The organism is Bacillus luti (genome assembly GCF_001884105.1).
Lineage (GTDB): Bacteria > Bacillota > Bacilli > Bacillales > Bacillaceae_G > Bacillus_A > Bacillus_A luti.
Window position 1 is genome coordinate 153547 of record NZ_MACI01000057.1, and the last position, 24034, is coordinate 177580.

Annotated in this window: 22 protein-coding genes and 1 pseudogene; 18 read left to right on the forward strand and 5 right to left on the reverse strand. The window is 33.7% G+C overall.

Translation table 11 applies throughout. From position 1 onward, the window contains the following. The first annotated feature begins 37 nt into the window (after positions 1-37). Positions 38-1270 carry an MFS transporter gene (locus tag BAQ48_RS13310; RefSeq protein WP_071711444.1) on the forward strand — a complete coding sequence of 411 codons (1233 nt, stop codon included), beginning with the start codon at positions 38-40 and terminating at the stop codon, positions 1268-1270. 109 nt (positions 1271-1379) lie between these two features. On the opposite strand, the gene BAQ48_RS13315 is transcribed toward BAQ48_RS13310, so the two are convergent. Beyond that, positions 1380-1610 carry a hypothetical protein gene (locus BAQ48_RS13315; protein WP_071711445.1) on the reverse strand — a complete coding sequence of 77 codons (231 nt, stop codon included), beginning with the start codon at positions 1608-1610 and terminating at the stop codon, positions 1380-1382. Positions 1611-1868: 258 nt separating this feature from the next. Between BAQ48_RS13315 and BAQ48_RS13320 the strand changes: the two genes are divergently transcribed. From BAQ48_RS13320 to BAQ48_RS13355, 8 genes and pseudogenes are all read left to right on the forward strand, one after another. Next, positions 1869-2996, forward strand: a complete 1128-nt coding sequence (locus BAQ48_RS13320) for a serine hydrolase domain-containing protein (RefSeq protein WP_071711446.1) — start codon at positions 1869-1871, stop codon at positions 2994-2996. Between the two features lie 289 nt (positions 2997-3285). Beyond that, positions 3286-4443: an agmatine deiminase family protein gene (locus BAQ48_RS13325; RefSeq protein ID WP_071711447.1), complete on the forward strand. Its 1158-nt coding sequence runs from the start codon at positions 3286-3288 to the stop codon at positions 4441-4443. Positions 4444-4610: 167 nt separating this feature from the next. Further along, positions 4611-5027 (forward strand): phosphate-starvation-inducible protein PsiE, encoded by a 417-nt coding sequence (gene psiE / locus BAQ48_RS13330; RefSeq protein WP_071711448.1) that lies wholly within the window; start codon positions 4611-4613, stop codon positions 5025-5027. A gap of 183 nt (positions 5028-5210) precedes the next feature. Continuing rightward, positions 5211-6143: a bestrophin family protein gene (locus tag BAQ48_RS13335; RefSeq protein ID WP_071711449.1), complete on the forward strand. Its 933-nt coding sequence runs from the start codon at positions 5211-5213 to the stop codon at positions 6141-6143. Positions 6144-6536: 393 nt separating this feature from the next. After that, entirely contained in the window at positions 6537-7514 is a 978-nt protein-coding gene (locus BAQ48_RS13340; protein WP_071711450.1) for an agmatine deiminase family protein, read from the forward strand. 42 nt (positions 7515-7556) lie between these two features. Further along, entirely contained in the window at positions 7557-8378 is an 822-nt protein-coding gene (locus BAQ48_RS13345) for a MerR family transcriptional regulator (RefSeq protein WP_071711451.1), read from the forward strand. An 81-nt stretch (positions 8379-8459) separates the two neighbouring features. Continuing rightward, a complete protein-coding gene (locus BAQ48_RS13350; RefSeq protein ID WP_071711452.1) occupies positions 8460-10202 on the forward strand; it encodes an amidohydrolase in 1743 nt (580 codons plus the stop codon). A gap of 107 nt (positions 10203-10309) precedes the next feature. After that, positions 10310-11356: pseudogene (locus BAQ48_RS13355) on the forward strand (agmatine deiminase family protein). A gap of 50 nt (positions 11357-11406) precedes the next feature. Here BAQ48_RS13355 and pepF read toward each other — a convergent pair. Both pepF and BAQ48_RS13365 read right to left on the reverse strand, forming a co-directional pair. Further along, complete coding sequence (gene pepF, locus BAQ48_RS13360; RefSeq protein ID WP_071711453.1) at positions 11407-13194, reverse strand: oligoendopeptidase F; 1788 nt, start codon at positions 13192-13194, stop codon at positions 11407-11409. Between the two features lie 113 nt (positions 13195-13307). Continuing rightward, entirely contained in the window at positions 13308-14099 is a 792-nt protein-coding gene (locus tag BAQ48_RS13365; RefSeq protein ID WP_071711454.1) for an arylamine N-acetyltransferase family protein, read from the reverse strand. A 539-nt stretch (positions 14100-14638) separates the two neighbouring features. Here BAQ48_RS13365 and BAQ48_RS13370 point away from each other — a divergent pair. The 5 genes from BAQ48_RS13370 (at position 14639) to BAQ48_RS28270 (ending at position 19314) form a co-directional block, all read left to right on the forward strand. Then, on the forward strand, positions 14639-16540 hold the full coding sequence (locus BAQ48_RS13370; RefSeq protein ID WP_071711455.1) for an endonuclease MutS2: 1902 nt from the start codon (positions 14639-14641) through the stop codon (positions 16538-16540). A gap of 6 nt (positions 16541-16546) precedes the next feature. Further along, positions 16547-17071, forward strand: a complete 525-nt coding sequence (locus tag BAQ48_RS13375) for a GNAT family N-acetyltransferase (RefSeq protein WP_071711456.1) — start codon at positions 16547-16549, stop codon at positions 17069-17071. A 160-nt stretch (positions 17072-17231) separates the two neighbouring features. Then, the gene (locus BAQ48_RS13380) at positions 17232-17942 is read left to right on the forward strand and encodes a histidine phosphatase family protein (RefSeq protein ID WP_071711457.1); all 711 of its coding nucleotides are present in this window, start codon (positions 17232-17234) and stop codon (positions 17940-17942) included. Positions 17943-18199: 257 nt separating this feature from the next. Then, positions 18200-18898 carry a hypothetical protein gene (locus BAQ48_RS27755; RefSeq protein WP_071711458.1) on the forward strand — a complete coding sequence of 233 codons (699 nt, stop codon included), beginning with the start codon at positions 18200-18202 and terminating at the stop codon, positions 18896-18898. Between the two features lie 158 nt (positions 18899-19056). Then, positions 19057-19314 (forward strand): hypothetical protein, encoded by a 258-nt coding sequence (locus BAQ48_RS28270; RefSeq protein WP_071711459.1) that lies wholly within the window; start codon positions 19057-19059, stop codon positions 19312-19314. A gap of 109 nt (positions 19315-19423) precedes the next feature. On the opposite strand, the gene BAQ48_RS13395 is transcribed toward BAQ48_RS28270, so the two are convergent. Beyond that, positions 19424-20389, reverse strand: a complete 966-nt coding sequence (locus BAQ48_RS13395; protein WP_071711460.1) for a quinone oxidoreductase family protein — start codon at positions 20387-20389, stop codon at positions 19424-19426. Between the two features lie 123 nt (positions 20390-20512). Here BAQ48_RS13395 and BAQ48_RS13400 point away from each other — a divergent pair, with 123 nt between their 5' ends. The 3 genes from BAQ48_RS13400 to BAQ48_RS13410 all read left to right on the forward strand — a co-directional run bounded on the left by BAQ48_RS13400 (position 20513) and on the right by BAQ48_RS13410 (position 22714). Further along, the gene (locus BAQ48_RS13400; protein WP_071711461.1) at positions 20513-21406 is read left to right on the forward strand and encodes a LysR family transcriptional regulator; all 894 of its coding nucleotides are present in this window, start codon (positions 20513-20515) and stop codon (positions 21404-21406) included. Between the two features lie 302 nt (positions 21407-21708). Next, complete coding sequence (locus BAQ48_RS13405; protein ID WP_071711462.1) at positions 21709-22221, forward strand: DUF2690 domain-containing protein; 513 nt, start codon at positions 21709-21711, stop codon at positions 22219-22221. Positions 22222-22237: 16 nt separating this feature from the next. After that, positions 22238-22714: a DUF2690 domain-containing protein gene (locus tag BAQ48_RS13410; RefSeq protein WP_071711463.1), complete on the forward strand. Its 477-nt coding sequence runs from the start codon at positions 22238-22240 to the stop codon at positions 22712-22714. A gap of 113 nt (positions 22715-22827) precedes the next feature. On the opposite strand, the gene BAQ48_RS13415 is transcribed toward BAQ48_RS13410, so the two are convergent. Beyond that, positions 22828-23316 carry a DinB family protein gene (locus tag BAQ48_RS13415; protein ID WP_071711464.1) on the reverse strand — a complete coding sequence of 163 codons (489 nt, stop codon included), beginning with the start codon at positions 23314-23316 and terminating at the stop codon, positions 22828-22830. A 205-nt stretch (positions 23317-23521) separates the two neighbouring features. On the opposite strand from BAQ48_RS13415, the gene BAQ48_RS13420 reads away from it, so the two are divergent. Further along, a complete protein-coding gene (locus BAQ48_RS13420) occupies positions 23522-23977 on the forward strand; it encodes a DinB family protein (RefSeq protein WP_071711465.1) in 456 nt (151 codons plus the stop codon). Positions 23978-24034: the final 57 nt, after the last annotated feature.

A 24034-nucleotide genomic window follows, 5' to 3' on the forward strand; every position in this document is an offset into this window, starting at 1 on the left:
AAATCTTTATTTTATATGATATCAGAACTTTCATACAATGGAAGGGGATGGAGGAATTATTGTGTTAATGGAAGAAAGGATGAATAGTACTTATAAGTGGATTATGTTAATTGTTGCGATGATTGTTCAAACAACAGCGACACTTATAACATATGGTGTCGGAGCTTTCGCTTTATTTTGGAAAGAAGAATATGCTCTTACGAATATGGAAAGCGGATTGTTAGTAAGTGTTGTAAATGTTGGACCGTTATTTTGTATGCTTTTCGTCGGTCGGCTACTCGATCAATATAATGAAAAATTATTAATTTCTATCAGTTCATGTTTGCTGGGGAGTTCACTTTTACTGACTAATATAGTAAATGGATTTAATGGGTTATTATTTGTACTTTTATTAATAGGAATATTTTATAGTGTTTCTCAGCCAGGAGGAAGTAAAGTGATTTTAAAATGGTTCCCAAAAGAAAATCGTGGGTTAGCGATGGGGATAAGGCAAGCTGGTATACCGATTGGTGGCGTGTTAGCGGGAGTGCTAATCCCGTTTCTTACAATACAGTATAATGTGAATTACGCGATAAATAGTATTGCATGCATTTGTATAATTGGAGGATTATTATTTTTTGTGTTTTATAAAGAACCATATGTTCAGGAGGAAGCAAGGAAAGAACATATTAAAATTTCTTTTTGGACGCAGCTAAAAGGAGTGATATGTAAAAAAGAGTTGTATTCAATATATATAACGGGTATATGCATGATTTCATTGCAAATGGTGTTAGTGGGCCACTTCATGAAATTTTTAGTAAGAGAACAATCAATGACATCTACTGTAGCTGGAACAGTATTTTCAGTGATGTTCTTTTCTGGAATGATAGGCCGTGTTATATTAGCAGCTATTAGTGATGTATTTTATAAGGGGAATCGGCGCATACCTTTATTTATAGCTGTCTGTGCTTCTATCGGTTTGATTCTATTGTTAGTAATAAGCATACATACAGTAACGAGTGGAGTATTGTATGGTGTAAGCGCATTGTTAGGCTTCTTTTCAATTGGATGGTTTAGTCTTTTTATAGCCGAAGTTGCAGAATCAGCAAGCGAAGAATTGGTAGGGATGACAGTGAGTTTTGCACTTACGTTAAATCAAATTGCTATTATTATTGCACCTGTTTTATTTGGTTATATTGTAGATCAGAAAGGGTATACGTATGCGTGGGTGTGTATAGTGGTATTATTAAGTATCTCGGCAGTGAGTTTATATAGTAAAAACAAAAAATAAAAAATGTCAGCAATGTAAATTTTTTATGAAGAAAGTCTAAAGAAATGCCGAATGAGCGACATTTCTTTTTGAATTTATTGTATAATCGAAATATAAATGAGATTCGTTTTCAATGACGTTCATTTCCTCTTTTGAAATTACCTGTTATTTTAGCCATAATTAGTTGTTTTTCTTTATCGTTATTTGCATGATGTATTTTGTTTAAAAATTTTTCAGCATCATTTCCTTTTAATATCATAATTTGTTTTCCGTAATATTCAATTAAAACCATGTTATTTTTTGTTACCCGATAATGAAACATTCTATCATCTAAACGATTGCGTCTATCAGTATTTTTCATATTACATCTCCATTCTTATTAGTATGTAACAAATGTTACAAAAGAAATTGAAATTATAGTTTGACGCATCCGATTGTATGGTGGAAATTTTGTAAGAAAGAAATACAATAGAGAGTAGTCAAAAATTGAATATGAGAAAAAGGGATCTAGTTTAAATAGAGTGAATGTTAGATAATATTATAAAGTATTTGAAAATTAAAAGATATAGAATAGAATGGATGCACGTTAAGTGAAACTAGATAAAAGAGGGTTCCTATTATGTTAAAGAAATGGTTAATCGTTTTCTTTATTTTTGCTGTTTTTTGTGGAAGTGTCGTTACACTCATACATGCAAATAAAGGTAAGAAATATGATATAAAGGCATTTTCTAATTTAAATGATAAGCGCAAGGACGATATGCGAGAGGTTAGCGTAGCTGAAAAAAAGCGTTATGAAATTGCAGCAGAAAAACTAGATCAATATTTAAAAGACAAAGGATTTAATGGAAGTGTTCTTGTAACAAGTAAAGATCATGTGATTTTACGAAAAGGCTATGGCTATGCGAATGTGCAGGATAAAGTATTAACAACGCCAAGAACGAAATATCGTATTGGTTCTATTACGAAAACGGTCGTTGCTATATCTATTATGCAACTAAGAGAAAAAGGGAAATTGAATATTGAAGACAATATAAATAAGTATATTCCATCGTTTCCAGCCGATAAAAATATTACGTTACGAAATTTGTTAACACATACGTCTGGGTTGCCAGATCAGGGGCAAGGTAGTGTTGACGCAGCTTCACGTTTAAAATTAGTAACATGGATTGGTTCGCAAGCGTTACAATTTCCTGCAGGGACAGGATGGAAATATACAGATTATAATTATATGGTGCTTGCTTATATTGTAGAAAAAATTTCGAACAAACCGCTCGCTGAATATGTGAAAGAAAATATTTTTACGCCTGTTGAAATGCATGAATCTGGAATGGGAGCAACTCTCCCTGAAGATATTTTCTTAGCAAAAGGTTATACAAAAAAAGATGGTGAGTTAATAGATGCACCTCGTTTAAAAATGAATTGGTTGTACGGTTGTGGTGAAATGTATACGACCGTTGAAGATATGAAAAGGTTAGATGAAGCTATTATGGATGGGAAACTGCTATCTAAACAAAGTGTATTAGATATGTTTACTGCATCACCTGCAAGAAAATATGGATTTAGTTTCTATACGTATCCAGATTATTATCATAATCACGGCGTATTAGCAGGTTGGAATACCTTTAATAATTTTAATTGGGATAAACGAACGTTTGTCATATTATTCTCTAACGTACAAAATGGTATGAATGATACATTTAATCAAGAGTTTAGGAAAATGGCAAATGATTTAATAGAAGGAAAATAATGATGGGAAAATCGGTATTGATATGTAATTATCAATACCGATTTTTTTATTTAGCAATGTTTTACTTAATGAACAAGAAGGTAGGGGAGAGCGATTACTATGAGAATAATTTTATATAGGAAGTTAAATGATATGAATGTTACATATAGGAAAGACACTGCATGAAGTTCATCTATTGTATTGAATGTATGCGGAAGATTAATTGGTAAATTTTACATTGATAAAAAGCTTGAGCTTCACATTATGTGAAGCTTTATATTATTGGAGACAAGAGCAGGAGGTTGAACAAATGAAAAAAATAGTAAAGCTTTGTTTAATAAGTGCATTATCTACAGCGATTATTAGTGGATGTTCTTTTGAAGAGAATAATAAAAATGCAAAAGGGAAAGAGGAGGAAAAGGTAGAGGTACAGAAAAGTGCTGGGAAATATACGATGCCGGATGAGAAAGATAAACATGAAGGTACATGGCTGCAATGGCCTCATGAATACACATATGGTGAAGAGTATAAGCAGGAAGTTGAACCTATTTGGGTTAAGATGGCAAGTTCTTTAACTGAGGGGGAAAAAGTCCACATTGTTGCATACGATGAGGAGGAGAAAGAGCGAATCGATAAGCTTTTAATAGATAAAGGACTGAATATGAATAAAATTGATTTCTTTATCGCTCCTACTGATGATGTATGGGCACGAGATAGTGGACCGATTTTTGTTTATGACAATAATAAAAATTTAAAAATATTAGACCCAGCATTTAATGGATGGGGAAAGAAAACGCCGTACAAAAATGATGCTCGTATACGTGAAAATGTGAGTAAACAATCAGGGATTGAAAGAATTGATTGGGGAAAGTTTGTCCTTGAAGGCGGCGCAATTGAATTAGATAGCAATGGGACTGCTTTATTAACTCGAAGTGCGGTAACGAATAAAAATAGAAATCCTGATTTATCAGAAAAGGAAATTGAAAAATATATAAGTGACCTTGGGGTATCAAACTTTATTTGGTTAGATGGAGTGCCTAATTTAGATATTACGGATTTTCATATTGATGGATTTGCTAAATTCCATAATAAATCTACCATTGTAACGATGAAAGAAGATGACCTAGCTGAATGGGGTTTATCTAATAAAGATATGGATACATTGTTAGATGCAAAAAATGCTTCAGGAAAGAAATATAAGTATGAATACTTACCGCTTAGTAAAGAAAAAGTTGTATTAGAAAATGGAAAAACTCTTGATTATAAAGGTTCATATATCAATTATTATATTGGGAATACAGTGGTATTGGTGCCTAATTATAATGATCCGAATGATAAAATCGCAAACGATACGATTCAGAAATTATACCCAGATCGTAAAGTAGTTGGTATTGATGTGAGAGAGCTTTATAAAAATGGCGGTATGATTCATTGTGTGACACAGCAACAACCGATTGCATTGAAGTAATGGATTGGAATTTCGTTATGTTGCTTTTGAGACAAAATAGGTGAAATCCTAACTTTACCTATTTTGTCATTCCTTATTATCTGAAACGATTAAATTTAAATATAATGACAAACGAATTATGGTGTGTATTCGCTTTTCGTTTTATATCAAAAAGGAGAAAAATGTTTGTGTTAAAGAACTTAAAAATAGTATTTTCGTTTTTCCCTATCGTTCTACAGTACATTTTAAATGTAGCTTTGATTTGTTTAGGGATTGTATTAAGTGTGTTTCTTATGAAAGAAGTCGTTCAATTTATACAAGAACTGAAATTAAATGGTGAAGAATCTAGTTATCATTTAATTGATAGTATCGTCGTATTCTTTTTATATTTTGAATTTATTGTAATGATTATAAAGTATTTTCAAATGAATTTTCATTTCCCATTACGATATTTTATTTATATAGGTATAACGGCTATCGTTCGTCTCATCATTATAGATCACGATAGTCCGATAGATTCATTGTTATACGCCTGCGCGATTCTTGTATTAATTAGTGCTTTATTCATTGCAAATTCTAAAATAATGCGTCGTGATTTAGAATAGCGAGCATGTATTGTTTAATTTAAAAAGCTGTTTTATCTTTTGGCCAAAAAAAGGAGTAACGGTATTGAAGGAAATAATTTTAACCAGTTTCGTAATGATAGGGTTTATGATTCTATTATTTAATTGTATACTCTCGTGATTTTAAAGAATAAAAGGTTAATAAGGGAAGAGGTTTTTGTAAATATGGTTCATTACAATAATCAAAATAGTTTACATCAAATATTTACATTAAAGGGAACAGTTATAAGAGATATTTTCCCGCAGATTTTATTATATATTTGCGTTTCAACATTAGTAGTTGTGATTAATTACTATTATGCAGAAATAAAAATTAATCAAACCCCCTGGGTAATTGTTGGAGGAGCCTTAGGCCTACTGTTAGTTTTTCGTACTAACACTGCCTATGATAGGTACTGGGAAGGTAGAAAGTTATTTGGCACGATTGGTGCGTCTACTAGAAATGTAGCAGTTAGTCTTTTATGTTATTGGGAGTCAGAAGGGAAAAAGATTGATCAGGAAAAACTAAAGTTTTTACATTTACTAATTGCTTTTCCTAAAATGGCGAAAGGACATTTGAGAGATGAAAAAGATTTAGATGAGATAAAATCATTGCTTGATATTTGTTCTGATAAGGAAAAAGAAATGTTGATGGAGTCTATTCATTTACCAATTAGTATAGTTTTTCTGTTAAAAACTATACTATCAAAAGGTTTGAAAACAGGTCAAATCCATCCAAATGCAATAATTAATATGGAAGCCGATCTGAATAAGTTGCTTACGGCTGTGGGTGGATGTGATCGTATAAAAACAACACCTATTCCTTTTGCATATTTTGCTCATATTAAAATTTTACTGCTCATATTTTGCGGGACTTTACCGATTGGTCTTGTTGATAGTCTTGGGTGGTTTACAGTACTTGCAACTACGTTTATAAGTTTTGCATTTATAGGGATTGAAGCAATAGGGATTGAAATCGAAGATCCATTTGGTCAGGATCCAAACGATCTTCCGTTAGAAGGGATTTGTATAGGAATAGAAACGCATTTATTAAATTTATATAACCAAAATGTTTTGTTCGAAGCGATGGATATGAACTACGATAAAAAAATTATCTAATCGTTTATCCCGCTTTAATGGGCAGTAAGACCCCCACCTCAAAATTCAGCGGAAGCAAAGAAGTTAGGTGGGGATCAACTGCCCATAAAAGTCCGATTGGTGAAGGCTAATAATCAGTGGGGGATGAAGAAAACCCCCACTGATTAAAGTTTCACTTTATTGTGTATGGCGATTACATTTTTAATATTGTTATAAAATACTTCTTTTTAAAATCTTGTCAAGAGTCAATGCACGGCTTAACGACAGCGTTATATTTTTTATATAAATATATAATATTTCCTCATGCTATAATCCATTCAAGAAATGTGCATGTTTTAAAAGTTGTAATAAAAAATGAAGAGTATTGAGGAAGAGCGGGCTCCTTAATTATTATACAAAAGAGAGGTAAAGAAGATGGAACAAAAACAAAAGGGAATTATTTTTACTGCGATACCAGATGAATCAAATGAATATTATGAACCGTTTTATGAAGAACTTATTTATTTTAATGAAAATTTAAATGGGAAAAAGGGGGCTACAGACCAACTTATTTCTTTATCAGTTGAAGAACAAGAATTCCATACGAGCTTTTTTGAGTATGATGATATTTGGTTAAGAGATGTTGCGCCAGTTGTAACGAATCACCTTGTTAAATTTAAGTATCGACCAAATTATTTGCCAGAGGATCAAGGGCGGTATTTAGATCAACAATTTAATAAATGGTTGAAAAAGAACGACTTTGAATATGTGAAATCACCATTAATATTGGACGGTGGTAATCTTATTTGGAATAAAAAAGATACTGTTATTTTAACAGAACGCATATTTGATGATAACGATGATTGGACAGAAGAGGAAATTATGGAGCAATTAGAGTGGGATTTAGATGTGGGCCGGGTTATTATTATTCCTGCTGAAGAAGGAGATGTACTTGCACACGCAGACGGAATGGTTAAATTTATTGATGAACATACGATGTTTATTAGTGATTTTTTAGGGGATGATGAATTTAGATATCATGTTCAAGAAATTATTCAAGAGCAAATGCCAGAAGCTGAATTTATCGTTGTTCCTTCCTCATATACAGAGAAAGGACAATATGATCAAGAAATAGCATCGGCAAAAGGTTTATATATAAATATGTTAGAAACATGTGATGCTCTTTATGTCCCTAAGTTTGGACTAGCTAAAGATGGGGAAGTTTTACGATATATTCAACAATATACGGAGAAACAAGTTATTCAAATTCATGTTGGCGAAATATCAACTATGGGAGGCGCAATGAATTGTTTAACGTGGTATTGTCCGAGTCATTTGTTACCTTCAAAAATGAAAAGATTAAACAATCAGAATGAAGGTTCTTCAATTAGAAAGTTTTTTGATTGGTTTTAATAATAAAGTTTACAAAGGAAAATGTGTTCAAGGGGTATGTATATGTATACAATTACTGAATTTTCTCGGATTTGTAAAATGAGTACACGGATGTTAAGACATTATGATAAAGAGGAAATATTGAAACCGGCATATGTGAATCCGGTAAATGGATATAGATTTTATGAGCAAGGGCAGCTAGAAATAGCGCTGAAAATTAAAAAGCTGAGGGAGTACAAGTTTCCTTTGCCGAAAATTAAAGTAATTCTGCAGTCATCAGATCAAGATTCATTTATTAAACATATGCAAGCGCAAATAATAGAGTTGTCTCATGAGGTGAAACAAAATTTACAGGTTATTTCTGAAATGAATGAAATGGTCAATATGAATCATGCTTTAAATATTGCTCGCCATAGAACTTATGACATATTAATTGGAACGAGGAATGAAATAACCGTAATTGCTCAAAGGTTACAAATAGATATAGATTATATGGATGATTATTTTTATGACTTATATGAAGAAGTACAAAAAAATAGTTTGCAAATAGTAGGCTCTCCTTCTACCGTTTTTTATGATGAAGAGTTTATGCCGGGTCACAGTGATATTGAATTAAGAATTCCAATTATGGATGGTGACGATAAAGATGGATTACAAGGATGCGAAATAAAAAAGATGCAACAACATCAAATTGTTACTACTATGCATTATGGTAGCTATGACTATATAGGTTATGCTTATATGGCATTAGAAGAGTGGGTGGAAAAGAACGGTTATATAATAGGTGGTAATCCATATGAAGTTTATATAAAGGGACCTGAATGTGATTGTTTAGTAGAAGAGTATGTGACACAAATTTGTTTTTTAGTTACGAAAATAGAATGAAAATAAGGATTGACATTAACATTATGTCAATCCTTATTCTATATACGAAAGCAATTTAACATAATAAGAAGGAGAAAGAATATGAAAAGAACAATCATGATTATTTGTCTGATTCTAAGTATGGTATGGATTTCGGCATGCACTCCTGGAGTAGGAGAAGGGGAGAATGGTAGCGCTGTTCTACCTAATCAGTTACCTAAAAATGTAGTGTTTAAAAATGGTACAATCTATACTTCAAATGGAAAGCAAGACATCGTAGAGGCTGTAGCCATTAAAGAAGGAAAAATTACATTTGTTGGTTCAAACAAGGATGTAGAGGGATTTATAAATGAAGATACGAAAGTGGTGGATTTACAAGGACGTTTTATCCTTCCTGGTTTTGTGGACAATCATAATCATATATTTGAAGCAAAGTCACCAGCGGCAGGGAATTGTAGTGTCTCACCAGATGCTTCACTGCAAAAACAACGCTCGTATTTAAAGGATTGTAAAAAAGATGTGAAAGATGGCGAATGGATAAGTGGAACAGGATTTAGTTTGGAAGAGCTATTAAAAGATATGGACGAAAAAGCAGAACAACAAACGCCATTACAAGTTCTTGATGAGTTATTTCCTAATAATCCAGTATTAATTATGGAAAGAACCTCTCATTCTGTATGGGTTAACTCAAAAGCACTCGAGTTAGCTGAGATAAATAAAGATACGAAAGATCCGCAAGGCGGAAGAATCATTCGGGATCCAGAAACAGGAGAACCGTTTGGTATTCTTTATGATACTGCTGGAGATATCGTGATGGAAAAAGCATGGAATTCCCAGCCGAAACTTTTTGAAAAGAATTACGACGGTTTGTTAGACGGTTTAGATGAAGTTGCGAAGAATGGTATTACTACAGTTGGCGATGGCCGTCTTTATTGGAAACGAGGCTGGTTAGATGTTTGGAATAAAGTAAATGACGAAAAAAAGCTAACAACGCGAGTAGTACTTCGTCCATGGGTATATCCGAATTTAAATGAAGCAGAACAAATGGAGTATTTCAAAAAAATTAAGCGTGATGATGTATCATCTCGAATGCTTATTAATCAAGTGAAAATGTATAGTGATGGAATTAGCATTAACAGTACAGCTAAAACACTAGAAAAATATAAATTTGAGTGGTTTAAAGGAACCCCGTATGGCTTGAACTATATTCCAGAAGAAAAGATGAAATGGTGGTTAACTGAGCTAAATAAAATTGGTTACGGTGCACTCATTCACACAATTGGTGATGGTGGGGTAAGAGAGAGTTTAAATGCAATTGAAGCAGCGAAAAAAGAAGGGGCGAATCAGCCTTATACGCTTACACACGTGGAAATGGTAGAAGATAGTGATATAAATCGTTTTGCTAAATTAGGTATTAGCGCTGACTTTCAAGTAGGGCATGATTTTGCGGAAGATCCAAAACAAAGCTGGGCAAGTACGTATTTTTCAGATCAACAGATGAAACGAATTATGCCGTTAGGGCGAATTTGGAAAACTGGTGCGAATGTATCACTTAGTAGTGATTGGGATGTAAACGAACTGAATCCACTTGTGACGATTTCGAATGCATTAAGCATTGATGACAAGGGCTTGTCTGATGTATACGCAGCTATTGATGCTTATACAATTAAGCCAGCTAAAGCGTTAGGTCTTGATAAAATTACTGGCTCGATTGAAGTAGGGAAATCAGCTGATATGATATTACTAGATGAAGATATTACTAAAATGAGTGCCGATAAGATTCCGAATGCGAAAGTTTTGGTGACGGTTTTACAAGGAGAAATAGTGTATCACAAGGAGAAGTAAAGAGTCACCTTAAAAAGTTTCTACAAGTAAATGAATATATTCCTGTTGACCTTAACACGATGTCAAAGTATAGACTGGACTTACATTCAGAGAAGGGGGGAACATGTATGAGAAATATAGCAAATAGTTTGTTTTATATGCCGGCAGAATGGGAGAAACATGAAGGAACATGGCTCCAATGGCCTCATGATAAAACGCATAGAGGTGAAGGGTACAGAGCTAAGCTGGATGATATTTGGATAGCGATGGCAAAGGAACTTCATTATGGAGAAAATGTGCATATTGTTGTATGCGATGAGGAAGAGAAAGTACATGTCCAATCAAAGTTAATGGAAGCGAAAGTAGATATGGATAAAATTGATTTCTTAGTACAAGAAACTGATGATGTTTGGATACGAGATAATGGACCAATCTTTGTAAAAGATAAAGAGGGAAAGCGTCGCCTAACACACTGGGTATTTAATGGTTGGGGGGATAAATATCCGTATGAAAAAGATGCTATTATACCAACTAAAATAAGTGAAAGGTATAGCATTCCAAAAGTTGAATCTAGTGTCTGTATAGAGGGCGGGGGAATTGAGGTAAACGGAAACGGGACCTTAATGGCAGCGAAAACTTCTATTATAAATGAAAATCGAAATCCTACATTAAGTCAGGAAGAGATTGAAATGGAGTTAACGAAATATTTAGGGGTAACGAATTTTATATGGATAACTGGTATTCGCGGTGAGGATAATTATGATGAAGATACGGATTACCATATAGATGGTGCAGCACGTTTTGTAAATGAAAATACGATTCTGTATGAATATGATCCTTTTAACGAAGGAGAGTCGTATCTTTTGGAGGCGTACGAAAAGCATTATCAAGAATTGCGACAAGCAAGAAATATAGATGGAAAGCCATTTCAGCTCATACCAGTACCAGTAACGAGAAAAATGGTTAAAGGAGCAGATTGTAAAGGCTCGTATTTGAATTTTTATATTGGAAATGAAGTCGTATTGGTACCTATATACGGTGACGAACATGACAAGTTAGGGATGTAAATTATTGAAGGTCAGTTTCCAGGGAGAAAAATTGTTGGTATTTATGTGAATGAATTGTATGCGTATGGTGGTATGATTCACTGTGTGACGCAGCAGCATATAGGATAAAGTGATTCAAATGAAAAAGCATGCAGATTATATATTCTGCATGCTTTTTTCTACAATGCTGAAAATTCTTCAACAAGTTCACTAAAACGATTTAATGCACTTTCAATCGGTTCTGGTGTAGTTAAATCGACACCAGCTTTTTTCAGTAGATTTAGTGGGTAATCTGAACTTCCGCCTTTAAGGAATTCGATATAGTTTTTCTGTGCATTTGGATCGCCGCTTAATAATTTGTCAGCGATTTGAATGGCAGAGGCAAATCCGGTTGCGTATTTGTACACGTAAAATGGACGATAGAAATGAGGAATTCTAGACCATCCGTATTTTACTTCTTCATCAAATACAAGTGAATCACCATTATATTCTCTAAATAGACTTTCATAAATTTCACTGAAGATTTTTTCGTTTAATGGTTTACCTTGCTCAGCCATTTCATGTGTAATTTTTTCAAATTCTGCAAACATGATTTGTGTAAAGAAAGTACCTTTAAAGCTATCGATAAAGTAGTTAATTAAATGATTACGCACGTTCGTTTCTTTCGCTTCTTTTAATAAATAATGGATTAATAACACTTCATTTACTGTAGAAGCGACTTCTGCAACAAAGATGGAATAGTGTGCAGAAATCCTTGGTTGGTATCCGTGCGAATAATGCGTATGCATGCCGTGACCACACTCGTGAGTAAGAGTGAAAAGGCTATTTAAATCATCGTGATGATTTAAAAGAATGAAAGGATGAACGCCGTATACACCAAAGTTATAAGCGCCAGAACGTTTTCCAGGCGTTTCTCTCACGTCTATATATCGTTTGTCTTTAAAGCTTTTTAATGTTTCAATATATTCTTCTCCTAAAGGAGCAAGTGATGCGATCATAATATCAAACGCTTCGTCGTATGGAATATCTTGTTTCACACCCGTTACTAAATCGACGCTTAAGTCATATTGTCTTAGTTCGTCTACATTTAACTTTTCTTTTCGAAGTTCATTATATGTGTGTAAAGATTGAATGTTTTTCTTCGTTGTATCAATTAAATTGTGATATACTTCTTTCGGAACCATATCACCAAATAATGATTTCTCTAAAGCAGATGGATACTTTCTTAGCTTCGAAACAGTAACGTTATTTTTAATTGCAGCAGATAAAGTAGAAGCGATGGAGTTCTTTAATTGAACATACGGTTTGTAATACGCTTTATACGCTTCTTTTCGCTTATCGCGATTCTCATCTTCTATTAATTTTGCATACATTCCGCGTGTTAAGTTCACTTTCTTTCCATCATCAGTCGTCACTTCACCAAAAATAATATCTGCATTATTTAACATACTAAATGTGTGCTGCGGAGAAGAAAGTGCTTCACCCATTTGTGATAAAATTTCTTCTTGATCCTTATTTAATACGTGCTTTTTATAGCGGTACAATTCAAATAAATCTTCTTTATAATATTGCAATCCTTCTGTTTCATCTATGTAAGTATGTAATGTGTTCTCATCGATGCTAAGTAAGAATGGAGAGAAGAATGATTTAGCTGCGCTGACTTTCACATGTAATTGCGATACTTTATCAACAAGTGATTGAGAGTTCGTATCGCGTGTATCTAGGTCAGATTGTAATCGTGCGTAAGCAAACATTAAAGATAATATGCTAGATACTTCTTCGCTCTTCGTTAAATAAGCAAGTAAACGATTGCCGTCGTGAATGTTTCCGTTAAATTCCTTTAGTTCGTTCGTCAATATCTCTATTTTTTTATAATCATTTTCCCAATCCTCAAGTGTGTCGTATATATCAGTTAAGTTCCATTTTTCATTATTAGGTACGTTTAATCGATCTGTAAGTTCTATCATAATCATTTCCTTTCTACATGTGTAGTTACTATATAACTATGAAATACAACAAATTGCAAAAAATCCCTGCTGAAAAATTGAAAAGCATCGCCAAAAGTGGCAATGCTTAAAGGTTATAATGTAATTCCAAATTTCGAATGTAAAAGGTTTGCATATTGTTCGTCTGTAACTGTTTCTTTCGTTTTTTTGCCGTTTTTCGTTACTGTAAGACTATCTTTCGTTAAAGAAGCATGCCCATCTTCTGTAAGTTTTACAATAAGAGGTATTTTATTAAATGGTGAACCTTCATGTTCAACGATAATTTTTTGTGCTGCATTTGCTTTTTCTTCATTTACTGCTTCTGAATAAAATGCATAGCCTAGCGTCCAATCGTCAGCAGAAGATTGATCTAAAAACTCATTGTTTTTACGCATTTCTAACATGTAATTTCCCTTTTCAGTCGTTTCTTTACGAATACGATAATCTCCTGTAACAGAGTGAACGACTTCACCTGAGAATGGGACAGGTGCAAGAGGTAAGTATGATCCGAATCCAACTTCAATTAAATAAAATGCATCCTGATGTTTTAAAACAGTTGCGACATGACCAGAATCAACAGCCCATGTAGAATTTGCTACATTATACACTGTTCCTGAGACGAGATGAACATCGAATCCAGAGTCTTTAAGGAAGTAATACATAGTAGGATTTAATTCATAACAAAGACCGCCACGGTTGTTTACTAAAATTTTTTCTTTTACATTTTCTTTTGATATTTTTTTAAAGTTCTTTTCGAGAACATTTAAGTTTTCAAATGGAACAGTTTGTGCCATTGCTTGCATGATGTGAGGTAAATCTTCAAATGAAACAGTTGCTATTTCTTCTATATGTAATCGTGCGAAAAATTGTTTTTGAAAATCTGTCATGGAAATCCCTCCGTTAAACGATTTATATATATTGTATCTAATATTGAAAGAGGAAACATCTGCATATGTGCGTACGACTAAAGTATGACACCTTTACTTCTAGCTATACATATAGTATGATGATTTCAGTAAATTAGATTTCAATGACTATAATATAAATTAATGAGAGGTGCTTTTTGTGAGTGCGGTAGGTACTAAATAGGAAAAATTTAATGAAATAAATCGGATAAGATCAGGGGATTTTTATGTATATCATACCCCTAACTTTGTCATGGATTTATTTCGATACCTATGAAGATACCTACAATACTTTATAAAGCGTGTAATAAGAGGAGTGCCATATACTTTTTAGGTGGCTTATTTTCTCATACGTTATTACACATGCCTTGTAAATGTAAAAGCTGCGGTATCCCCGCAGCTTTTTTGTATATGTTTTTAATGTATAAAAATGGTAATTGAATAATGTAGAGCTCATTGGAATCTAATGAGTAGGTATCTTCATTTATGAAATATATGAATCATAGTGAGGAGAAATAAAAATGAATACGATGACTTTTGAAAAGTTACAATATAACGAATTAAAAGAAATAGTGAAATCTTATTGTGTAAGTGGATTAGGAAAGGAATTACTAAATAAATTAGAACCGAGTACGAGTATAAAAATAGTAAAGAATCGATTAAATGAAACAACCGAAGCGCGAGCTATATTAGATGCAGAAGGGCATGTTCCTTTCTTCGGCATTTCAAATATTGCTAGTACAATTCAAAAATTAGAAAAAGGGATGATTTTAGATCCAGAAGAATTAGTAAGTGTTTCAGACTTTTTACGTGGATGTAGAAAGATTAAAAAGTTTATGTTAGATAAAGAATTCTTTGCACCGGTATTAGCTTCTTATGCAAATTCAATGACTGAATATAAAAGTATTGAAGAGGAAATTAACTTTTCAATTAAAGGAACTAGTATTGATGCAGCTGCTAGTAAAGAGCTAAAACGAATTCGAAATAATATCGATGCTGTAGATGGAAAAATAAAAGAACGTTTAACGAAGTTTTTAAATAGTAGTGCAAATAAGAAGTATATTCAGGAATTCTTTATTAGTAAAAAGGATGATCGTTATACGATTCCCATTAAATCTACTTATAAAAATCAAGTTGCGGGAAGTATCGTTGAGGCATCTGCAAAAGGTTCTACTGTATTTATAGAACCGCATACCGTTACAAAGTTAAATGTAGAACTTGCAAGTTTAAAAGCAGAAGAAGCAATGGAAGAATATCAAATTTTAGCAACTTTATCAGGAATGGTGTTAGAAAACATTTATAGTATAAAAATTAACATGGAGCTAATTAGCCAGTATGATATGGTATTTGCGAAAGCGAAATTTAGTAAATCAATCGATGGAATAGAACCGAAGTTAAACGATCATGGGTATATTCATTTAGTGAATTGTAAGCACCCGCTTTTAACAGGGTCAGTTGTACCGTTAAACTTTGAAATCGGTCAAGAATACCGCAGTTTAATTATTACAGGACCGAATGCGGGTGGAAAAACAATTGTGTTAAAAACAATTGGATTGTTAACATTAGCGACAATGTCAGGCCTTCACATTGCTGGAGATAAAGAAACGGAAATCGCTATTTTTGAAAATGTATTTGTAGATATTGGTGATAATCAAAGTATCGAAAATGCACTAAGTACATTCTCATCTCATATGAAAAATCTATCTGAGATTATGAGAATGTCAAATAATAATACGTTGCTATTATTTGATGAAATAGGAAGTGGTACAGAACCGAATGAAGGCGCAGCACTTGCAATTTCTATTTTAGAAGAGTTGTACCTTGCGGGATGTATTACAGTTGCGAGTACGCATTACGGAGAAATTAAACGATTCTCAGAAATGCATGATGACTTTATGAATGCAGCGATGCAATTCAATAGTGAAACGTTAGAGCCGCTTTATAAATTAGTAATCGGTAAATCAGGGGAAAGTAATGCACTTTGGATTGCAAATAAAATGAACGTAAAAGAGCATGTACTGAAAAGAGCAAAAGAGTATATGGGAAATAAAGAGTACGCTTTAGAAAAAGTGAATGAAAGTAAAATTAGAAAACCGAAATTTGTGCAGGAAAAAAGGGGAAAACATTATGAGTACAAAATTGGTGACCGTGTAAATTTATTGGATCATGATGATTTTGGTATTATTTATAAAGAAATAGATAACTTCTATAACGTCGTTGTATATTATAACGGTGAATTCGTTGAAGTAAATGTAAAACGTATTACATTAGAGGTAGCAGCGAAGGAATTATACCCAGAGGGATACGATTTAAATACACTATTTGTTAATTATAAAGAGCGAAAAATGCAACACGACATTGAGCGTGGATCGAAAAAAGCGCTTCGTAAAATTCAAAAAGAAATAAAAAAGAATAGAGGATAAATTAAAATGGTAACGATTAGACAAGAGCAAAAAAATGATTATAGAAAAATAGAAGAAGTTGTAAAAGAAGCATTTTTAAATGAAGAATTTAGCGATAAAACGGAACATGAACTTGTAAAGCGTATTAGAGAATGTGACGCGTTTGTTCCAGCGTTATCTATTGTTGCGGTAGATGAGGAAATAGTTGGTCACATTATGTTATCTAAAATTACGATAGAAAAGGATGGAGCTTCTGTAGATTCATTAGCGCTTGCACCAGTATCAGTTGCTACGGGCCATCAGAAAAAAGGAATTGGTGTAAAGCTTATTGTAGCTGCTTTAGAAAAGGCGAAAAAACTTGGATACGGGTCAGTTGTAGTATTAGGACATCCAGAATACTATCCGAAATTTGGTTTTAAGAAAGCAAGTGAGTGGAATATAAAAGCGCCATTTGAAGTACCAGATGAAGTGTTTATGATGATGGAATTAAGGGAGAATGCTCTTGAAGGTGTAGAAGGGATTGTACAATACTCGAGTGCCTTTTCTGAATAAAAGTACCGAGTAAGAAATGTAATCATACAAAACGCTATCTTTTTGTTGAAATGTACAGAAAGGTAGTGTTTTTTATTAAGCAGATTTACTTACATATATTTTGCTCAATGAATAATTAAGATGGTAAAATTGATATAGAAATGTAAAGGGAGCGAAGAGAATGAATAAGCGAGAAACAGATAGCAATGAGAATGTAGTTACGTTATATGTTACAAGACATGGTAAAACAATATTAAATACGAATCATCGCGCGCAAGGTTGGGCAGATTCTCCGTTAGTAGAAAAAGGTGTGGAAGTAGCCACAAATTTAGGAACGGGATTAAAAGACATTCATTTTACGAATGCGTATAGTAGTGATAGCGGCCGTGCGATTGAAACTGCTAATTTAGTATTAAAATATAGTGAGCAATCAAAATTGAAACTTGAGCAAAGAAAAGATTTACGAGAATTGAATTTCGGTATTTTTGAAGGTGAAAAACTTGAAAATATGTGGGATGTGGTTGGAAAAGCTGCAGGCGTTGCATCACCAGAAGAACTTATGAAGTTTTCTATTCAAGAAGTGATTGACCTTATTAGAGCAGCAGATCCTACGAAACAGGCGGAAGATTGGGAATTATTTTCTACTCGTATAAAAGCAGAGATTGATAAAATTAGTGAAGAAGCTGCTAGACATGGAGGTGGCAACGTTTTAGTTGTCGTTCATGGGCTTTTGATAACTGCGTTAATAGAAATGATAGACAGTAGTAAAACAAAACTTGGAGTAGAAAATGCTAGTGTGACGAAGATTGTATATCAAGATGGAACATATACAGTCGAGTCGGTTGGAGATATGAGTCATGTTGCAAAAGGGAAAGCGAGTGTGGAAATATAAAAAATCACATATAGAAATAAGAAAAGGAAGGTAGAGAAATCTAGCTTCCTTTTCATTTTTTAGTATATTATTTATTGGTTTGAATCTGAATTTTCTGCTAAAAATGCACCGTGAAAATTATTGTGATGGTATAGTTAGAAAGTAGGAATAACAAATTGTTTTGCAGCTTATTGGAGGCATGTTAGTCTAGTCTTACATTTCATCTCGAAATTTAAGTAAGTTTACGAGAAATAAAACAAAATAAGGAACGTGTGAATATGGATCGAATATATTTTGTGGACAACCCGTGGCCTAACGGTCATCGAATTGTTAATTTTAAGTGGAGTGCACATTTTAAATATGCAAAGGAAGACGAGTTAAATGGTATGGCGGGTTTGTATTTTGATTTGCATTTAGAGACCGCGGATTATGATGAGGAAGATTTGGATGAAGAAGATGAAGAGGATGAGGAAGAAGATGAAGATGATTGGCACGCTAAGATTGTATGGAACAATTTCCATAGCTGTACTTTGTCATCAGAGGAATGGGATTTTAAAGGGTTTCGTGTAGGAAGTGATGAGGCGCCTTTTAATTTGGATACGCTAAATGGGAAGAAATTTGCAATTGATTTTTTATCCGAAGATGAGCAGAAGGACTTAGATTTAGAGTTAACTGCATTTGATGTTTATTTACTTGGACATGATGCGTCAGCCTTTCATAATATTAAGTTTACTAGATTAGAAGGGCAGACATATCAAATTGAATGGAAAGGGAAATTGGCACTTGCGTATATTGGTGATTATGAATTTAAATATGATTTTCATACACTAATTTCCTCAACATCATTTAGTGGAATTAATATTCCTAATGATATAGATGATCATGAGGCATATGTTTTGCTAAAAAGATTTGTTAGTAATCCAGTATTGTTTGAATTGCAACGTGATAATGGGGATAGACGATTTGTATTTAAATAAAGGTATATTGTGCTTTCGCGAAATATATGAGTAAATACTGTATTCGACATAACTAATAACTTAAGTGTCGGAAAATTCAAAGAAAATGATACATAGTATGTAATTTATGTTCAGTTCTAAGAAGAAGAGAATATTAACAAGTATATGGAGAAGTGATTATGTTGATTAAATTCGTTCATTTGTTATTTGGAAAGCCGTGTGAAAAAGGTGATTCGTTTCAAACTAAGTTTCCACATTTTATTTATTGGAGTGCAGTTATATTTTATTTTTTTGGAATGCTATTATTTGGGATTCTTTCTTTTATTGATACTATATTTATTGGATCGTTGATATCCGGAGGTTTGTTTTTCCCTTTAATATTTAGATTCATTTATTTTATAAACTTAAAAATGAGGGGCCTAGAAAGAGAAGTATAGACAGAAAAAATATAAATAACGGGTAATGGAAAGAAGCGAAATTGAACATTAATAACATTAAAAAGGAAGCAAAGAAATACATTCTAGCTTCCTTTTTTAATTGGAACGATTATGGGATTAATAAAATCTTCCCAGTACTTTTACGGCTTTCTAATAATTCATGAGCACGGGCACCGTCTTGTAAAGAGAATGTAGTAGGGCTCGCAATGTTTAATTTTCCACTAGCGATCCAATCAAATAATTGAGTAGAGCGCTGCTTACGTTCTTCAAAAGTAGTAAGTACGTTCCAAAGGTCTCCGCCAGTTAAAGTTTTTGAAGTATCCATAAGCATACGCGGATCTACAGGCGCAGGATTACCACCAGCCATTCCGTAAAATACGACAGTACCACCAATTTTAGTAGCGTTAAAACTTTCCTCAAGTGTAGAGCCTACTGATTCATATACAACATTTACTCCAGTACCATTTGTTATTTCAAGTACTTTCGTAGGCCATGCTTCCGTATATAAAAATACGTGATCAGCACCAGCTGAAGTGGCTACGCTTGTTTTTTCGTTTGATGATGTAAGGCCGATTACTGTTCCACCCAGTAGTTTAATCATTTGAATAAGAAGCTGCCCAACACCACCAGCTGCGGCGTGTACTAAAGCGACATCACCTTGTTTTATTTGATAGCTATCTTTCGTTAAATAATGTGCTGTTAGACCTTGTAATAAGACAGAAGCGGCTGTTTCAAAAGAAATAGAATCTGGAAGTGGGATTGCTTTTTCTGATGGAACAGCAACTAATTCTGCATTTGCAAATGGAACGTCAGCAAATGCAATACGGTCTCCAGCATTGATAGTGGTAACGTTAGCTCCTATTTTTTCAACAATACCAGCGCCTTCATAACCTAATATATAAGGCGGATTGCCAGCGAGATGATAATCACCGCGGCGTCTATAAATATCGGCGAAATTTAAACCGATTGCTTTTGTGCGGACAAGAATTTCATTTGGACTTATGATTGGATCATGTATTTCTTTATATTGTAGTACATCTGGATTACCGAACTGTTCGAAACAAAGTGCTTTCATATGGAATACCTCCATTTATATTGTTTGTCGATGCTCTTTATCATACAATATAAATAATAATAGAAAAAGATGATTATTCCGATGGAATCAATCGAAAATATCGATTGAAAAGAGGGACGATAAATGGAGATAAAACAATTAATTACATTTAAAGTAGCTGCGGACACTTTGAACTTTACACAAACTGCGAAGAAATTAAACTTTGCTCAATCGAGCGTAACAGCGCAAATTAAAACATTAGAAGCTGAGCTAGGTACGCCGCTATTTGAAAGATTAGGAAAACGTCTTTTCTTAACTGAAGCGGGCAGGAAGTTTCAATTATATGCTGATAAGATGATTGCACTTAGTAATGAAGCGAAAATGGCTGTGAAAGATGATGAAGAAATAGCAGGTACGTTAATAATTGGTGCGCAAGAAAGTCAGTGTACGTACAGGCTTCCTTCCATATTAAAGAGGTTTAAGACACAGTTTCCTCAAATAAAGCTTATATTTAAACCAGCACAGTCCAATAAAGATGCGAAGGAACAATTGATGGAGGGGAAAGTAGATCTTGCATTTATTTTGGACGAATGTAAAACGGAAGATGTTTTACATGTGGAGCCGCTTATGAAAGAAGAATTAAAAGTAGTAGCTGCTCCAGGGCATCGTTTACTCGAGCAAACTTCCGTTTCTATAAAAGATTTAGAGAAGGAAACACTCTTGTTAACAGAACTAGGGTGCTCATATCGGACTTTATTTGAAGAGCTATTTCGTACAGAAGAAGTGTATCCGGCAAATAAGATTGAGTTTGTTAGTGTCGAGGCAATTAAACAATGTGTCATTGCGGATTTAGGTATAGCAGTTTTGCCAGCAATAGTAGTAGAAAAAGATATACGAGAGGGAGCGATAAAAGAGTTACATCTAGAAAATACTATCAATCCAATTTTTACACAAATTGCTTGGCATAAAGATAAATGGATGACAGCGCCGTTGCAACAATTTATTGATGTAACGAGGGAGTTTTTTACAACGGATTAAGTGGAGAAATATTTATTTTATATAAAAGAAAAAATGGCAATTTTGTATAAAGAACCGATGCTTGAATGAAACAAGTATCGGTTCTTTTATGTTTTAAATAAAGAATGCTATAAAATGTGTATTTCTCAACTTTTTTTCTTATACGGATAAGTAAATTTCTTCGTATATTCCAATAATCGTAAGGGAATTTACAACGTTTATTCGTTTCTGTAAGATGCCTCTAGGAAGCATGAAAGGAGGGGCGTACATAGGTGATAACTTGTCTTTATTATACGTACTTATTTTGAGGGAGGAGATTGAGAATGTTTAAAAAGTTAATGAAAGTGTGTGTGTTAAGTGTAGCGAGTGTAGGAGTATTATTTAGTTTCCAAGGAAGTACATTTGCAGCTACTGATTTAAGTAGTTATTATGACGGGAAAAATCCAGCAACAACGAAAGTATACGGAGGTAGTACAACATGTGATGCAGATGGATTTAATGCAAAATCTACAGCAGTATACGAAGGTAGTAAAAAGGTTGGGACAGTGTATTTACGTTACAGTAATAAATGTCATGCTGCATGGGCTAAGTTGGTGTTAGATCAACCAGCACCAGCTGTTTCGGGAGGGGTGTATGCGTACGCTGTTGTGAATAAATACAAAAATGGTGTATTCCAAAAATCAGTTACTTCTAATCAGGGGAACGGCACAATAAAAACAGGTCAAACGAGCACGTATACAGGAATGGTATTTGATTTAACTGCAGATTTCGGATACACAGCAGATGCTGAAGCAGTTACGTTTAATAACGGTTACGGGAAAACAGGACGCTATTAAAAAGGAGCGAAGTGCTATGAAGCTTTTAATAAAGGTAAGTGCATGTTTATTGCTATCTTTACTCGTTGTAACTAGTATGTTTAGCACAACTAATAGAGATAAAGCGTATGCGGAAGACCATTCGTATGATGGGAAAAGTCCGTATTACAATAGTTGTGATCAATCAGCAGTAACGAAAGAGAAGAAATGGATTGATTCAAATTCTTATGTAGAATTAAAATTTAGCACGACGTGTAAGACAGCATGGGCAAAAGTTACTGTAACTCGCCCAGCAGTTTACAATATTGAAGCTGATGCAAGAATCGTAAGAAAAACAGATGGAAAGGCATATACTTGCGGAAGTGCTGGAGGAAACGGTGTTGTGAACAAAGGGCAAACATCATGCTATACGCCAATGGTATATGATTTAGATCCAAGAAAGGCGCAAGCGCAGGGGAAACATGCCATTCCGAATAGTGATGCATATAATTATGCTGAGACGATCTGGTATTGATGATATTATAAAAATTTTAAGATAGCATGTTTCATGAGCATGTTTTGATTGGTTTTCAAAACATGCTCAATCTATATTTATACTAATCTTTTCGATAATTTGTGACTATAGAATTAACTAAGATCTGTGTCAGGGGGAGTATATCCAAGGTGACGAGCCATTGATACAATTTGTCCTTTATGATGAAACTCATGTGTCTCCGTATGAGTTAAAAGCCATAGCGGGGTTGTGCTCCAAGGTTCTTTTTGCCACTTCACTTCATTTGCTATATTTTCGAGCCACCGGTCGTTATATTCATCTAAGAAACGTTGTACAACCTCATCTACTAACTTAAATCTAGCACGGACTTTCGCAACATCTGCATGTTCAATTTCATAATCACTAGCGAATGAAAAATCTGCTCGCTTTTGTTTAAATGCGAATGATCCAAGCCAGTATCGATAGCAATCGGCTACATGAATATGCGTCTTTATAATGCTACCGTTCCCGAAATTAGGAACAGCGCTATGTAATTTTTCTAGCGGGATTTCCTCCAAAAATGTAAATAGAGTTTCTCTTGTAGAGCTAATAAGATTATATTGTTGTTTTAAAACATGTAACATGAAATTAACACTCCTCTTTTACTTACTAAACTATTTGTGTAGTAAGTAATTCTATATTTACGAGGATGGAACCTTTTTATTATTTTTAGTAAGCATATTAGATGTTTTTCTTAATCGTTTCTGATAGATTAAACAAGGTGAAACTTTAATAAGTTGAACATTCTTAGTTCATAATAAATTGTACATCAAGAAGGAGAACGATAAAATGAATAGACTAGTTGGTTTAAAACAATTTGAAATAACGCGCGGTGCATTACTTAAATTTATGGGAACATTAGATGATAAAACTGTAGATACGCAGCCAGAGGGCTTTAACAATACAATTCGCTGGCATATTGGTCACGTGTTAACAGCAGCAGAAGTTTTCATGTTTGGAAAAGAATTCAAACAATTACCAACTGAATATCCAGGTATGTTTGGATATGGATCAAGACCATCTAAATGGGAAAAAGAAGGGCCATCACTAGAAGTATTAACGGCTCAATTAAAAGAACAAGCTAAACGTATTAACGAAATTCCAGCAGAAGCATTTGAAAATAAACTTCCAGAGCCATTCCTAGGGTTGGAAACAGTAGGGGAACTTTACGGCATGATGCTTTATCATGAAGCGGATCATATTGGTCAAATGAAAGCGATGGAACGTATTATTAAGGCTCTTTAGTTTTGGTAAAGTTTAATTGTATACAAAAAAGGGTAGATAATTTATTATCTACCCTTT

Bases quoted from the DNA above. Each gene is read 5' to 3' on its own strand.
- BAQ48_RS13310 (WP_071711444.1), top strand. From the start codon at position 38: ATGGAAGGGGATGGAGGAATTATTGTGTTAATGGAAGAAAGGATGAAT.
- BAQ48_RS13315 (WP_071711445.1), bottom strand. From the start codon at position 1,610: ATGAAAAATACTGATAGACGCAATCGTTTAGATGATAGAATGTTTCAT.
- BAQ48_RS13320 (WP_071711446.1), top strand. From the start codon at position 1,869: ATGTTAAAGAAATGGTTAATCGTTTTCTTTATTTTTGCTGTTTTTTGT.
- BAQ48_RS13325 (WP_071711447.1), top strand. From the start codon at position 3,286: ATGAAAAAAATAGTAAAGCTTTGTTTAATAAGTGCATTATCTACAGCG.
- BAQ48_RS13335 (WP_071711449.1), top strand. From the start codon at position 5,211: ATGGTTCATTACAATAATCAAAATAGTTTACATCAAATATTTACATTA.
- BAQ48_RS13340 (WP_071711450.1), top strand. From the start codon at position 6,537: ATGGAACAAAAACAAAAGGGAATTATTTTTACTGCGATACCAGATGAA.
- BAQ48_RS13345 (WP_071711451.1), top strand. From the start codon at position 7,557: ATGTATACAATTACTGAATTTTCTCGGATTTGTAAAATGAGTACACGG.
- BAQ48_RS13350 (WP_071711452.1), top strand. From the start codon at position 8,460: ATGAAAAGAACAATCATGATTATTTGTCTGATTCTAAGTATGGTATGG.
- pepF (WP_071711453.1), bottom strand. From the start codon at position 13,194: ATGATAGAACTTACAGATCGATTAAACGTACCTAATAATGAAAAATGG.
- BAQ48_RS13365 (WP_071711454.1), bottom strand. From the start codon at position 14,099: ATGACAGATTTTCAAAAACAATTTTTCGCACGATTACATATAGAAGAA.
- BAQ48_RS13370 (WP_071711455.1), top strand. From the start codon at position 14,639: ATGAATACGATGACTTTTGAAAAGTTACAATATAACGAATTAAAAGAA.
- BAQ48_RS13375 (WP_071711456.1), top strand. From the start codon at position 16,547: ATGGTAACGATTAGACAAGAGCAAAAAAATGATTATAGAAAAATAGAA.
- BAQ48_RS13380 (WP_071711457.1), top strand. From the start codon at position 17,232: ATGAATAAGCGAGAAACAGATAGCAATGAGAATGTAGTTACGTTATAT.
- BAQ48_RS27755 (WP_071711458.1), top strand. From the start codon at position 18,200: ATGGATCGAATATATTTTGTGGACAACCCGTGGCCTAACGGTCATCGA.
- BAQ48_RS28270 (WP_071711459.1), top strand. From the start codon at position 19,057: ATGTTGATTAAATTCGTTCATTTGTTATTTGGAAAGCCGTGTGAAAAA.
- BAQ48_RS13395 (WP_071711460.1), bottom strand. From the start codon at position 20,389: ATGAAAGCACTTTGTTTCGAACAGTTCGGTAATCCAGATGTACTACAA.
- BAQ48_RS13400 (WP_071711461.1), top strand. From the start codon at position 20,513: ATGGAGATAAAACAATTAATTACATTTAAAGTAGCTGCGGACACTTTG.
- BAQ48_RS13405 (WP_071711462.1), top strand. From the start codon at position 21,709: ATGTTTAAAAAGTTAATGAAAGTGTGTGTGTTAAGTGTAGCGAGTGTA.
- BAQ48_RS13410 (WP_071711463.1), top strand. From the start codon at position 22,238: ATGAAGCTTTTAATAAAGGTAAGTGCATGTTTATTGCTATCTTTACTC.
- BAQ48_RS13415 (WP_071711464.1), bottom strand. From the start codon at position 23,316: ATGTTACATGTTTTAAAACAACAATATAATCTTATTAGCTCTACAAGA.
- BAQ48_RS13420 (WP_071711465.1), top strand. From the start codon at position 23,522: ATGAATAGACTAGTTGGTTTAAAACAATTTGAAATAACGCGCGGTGCA.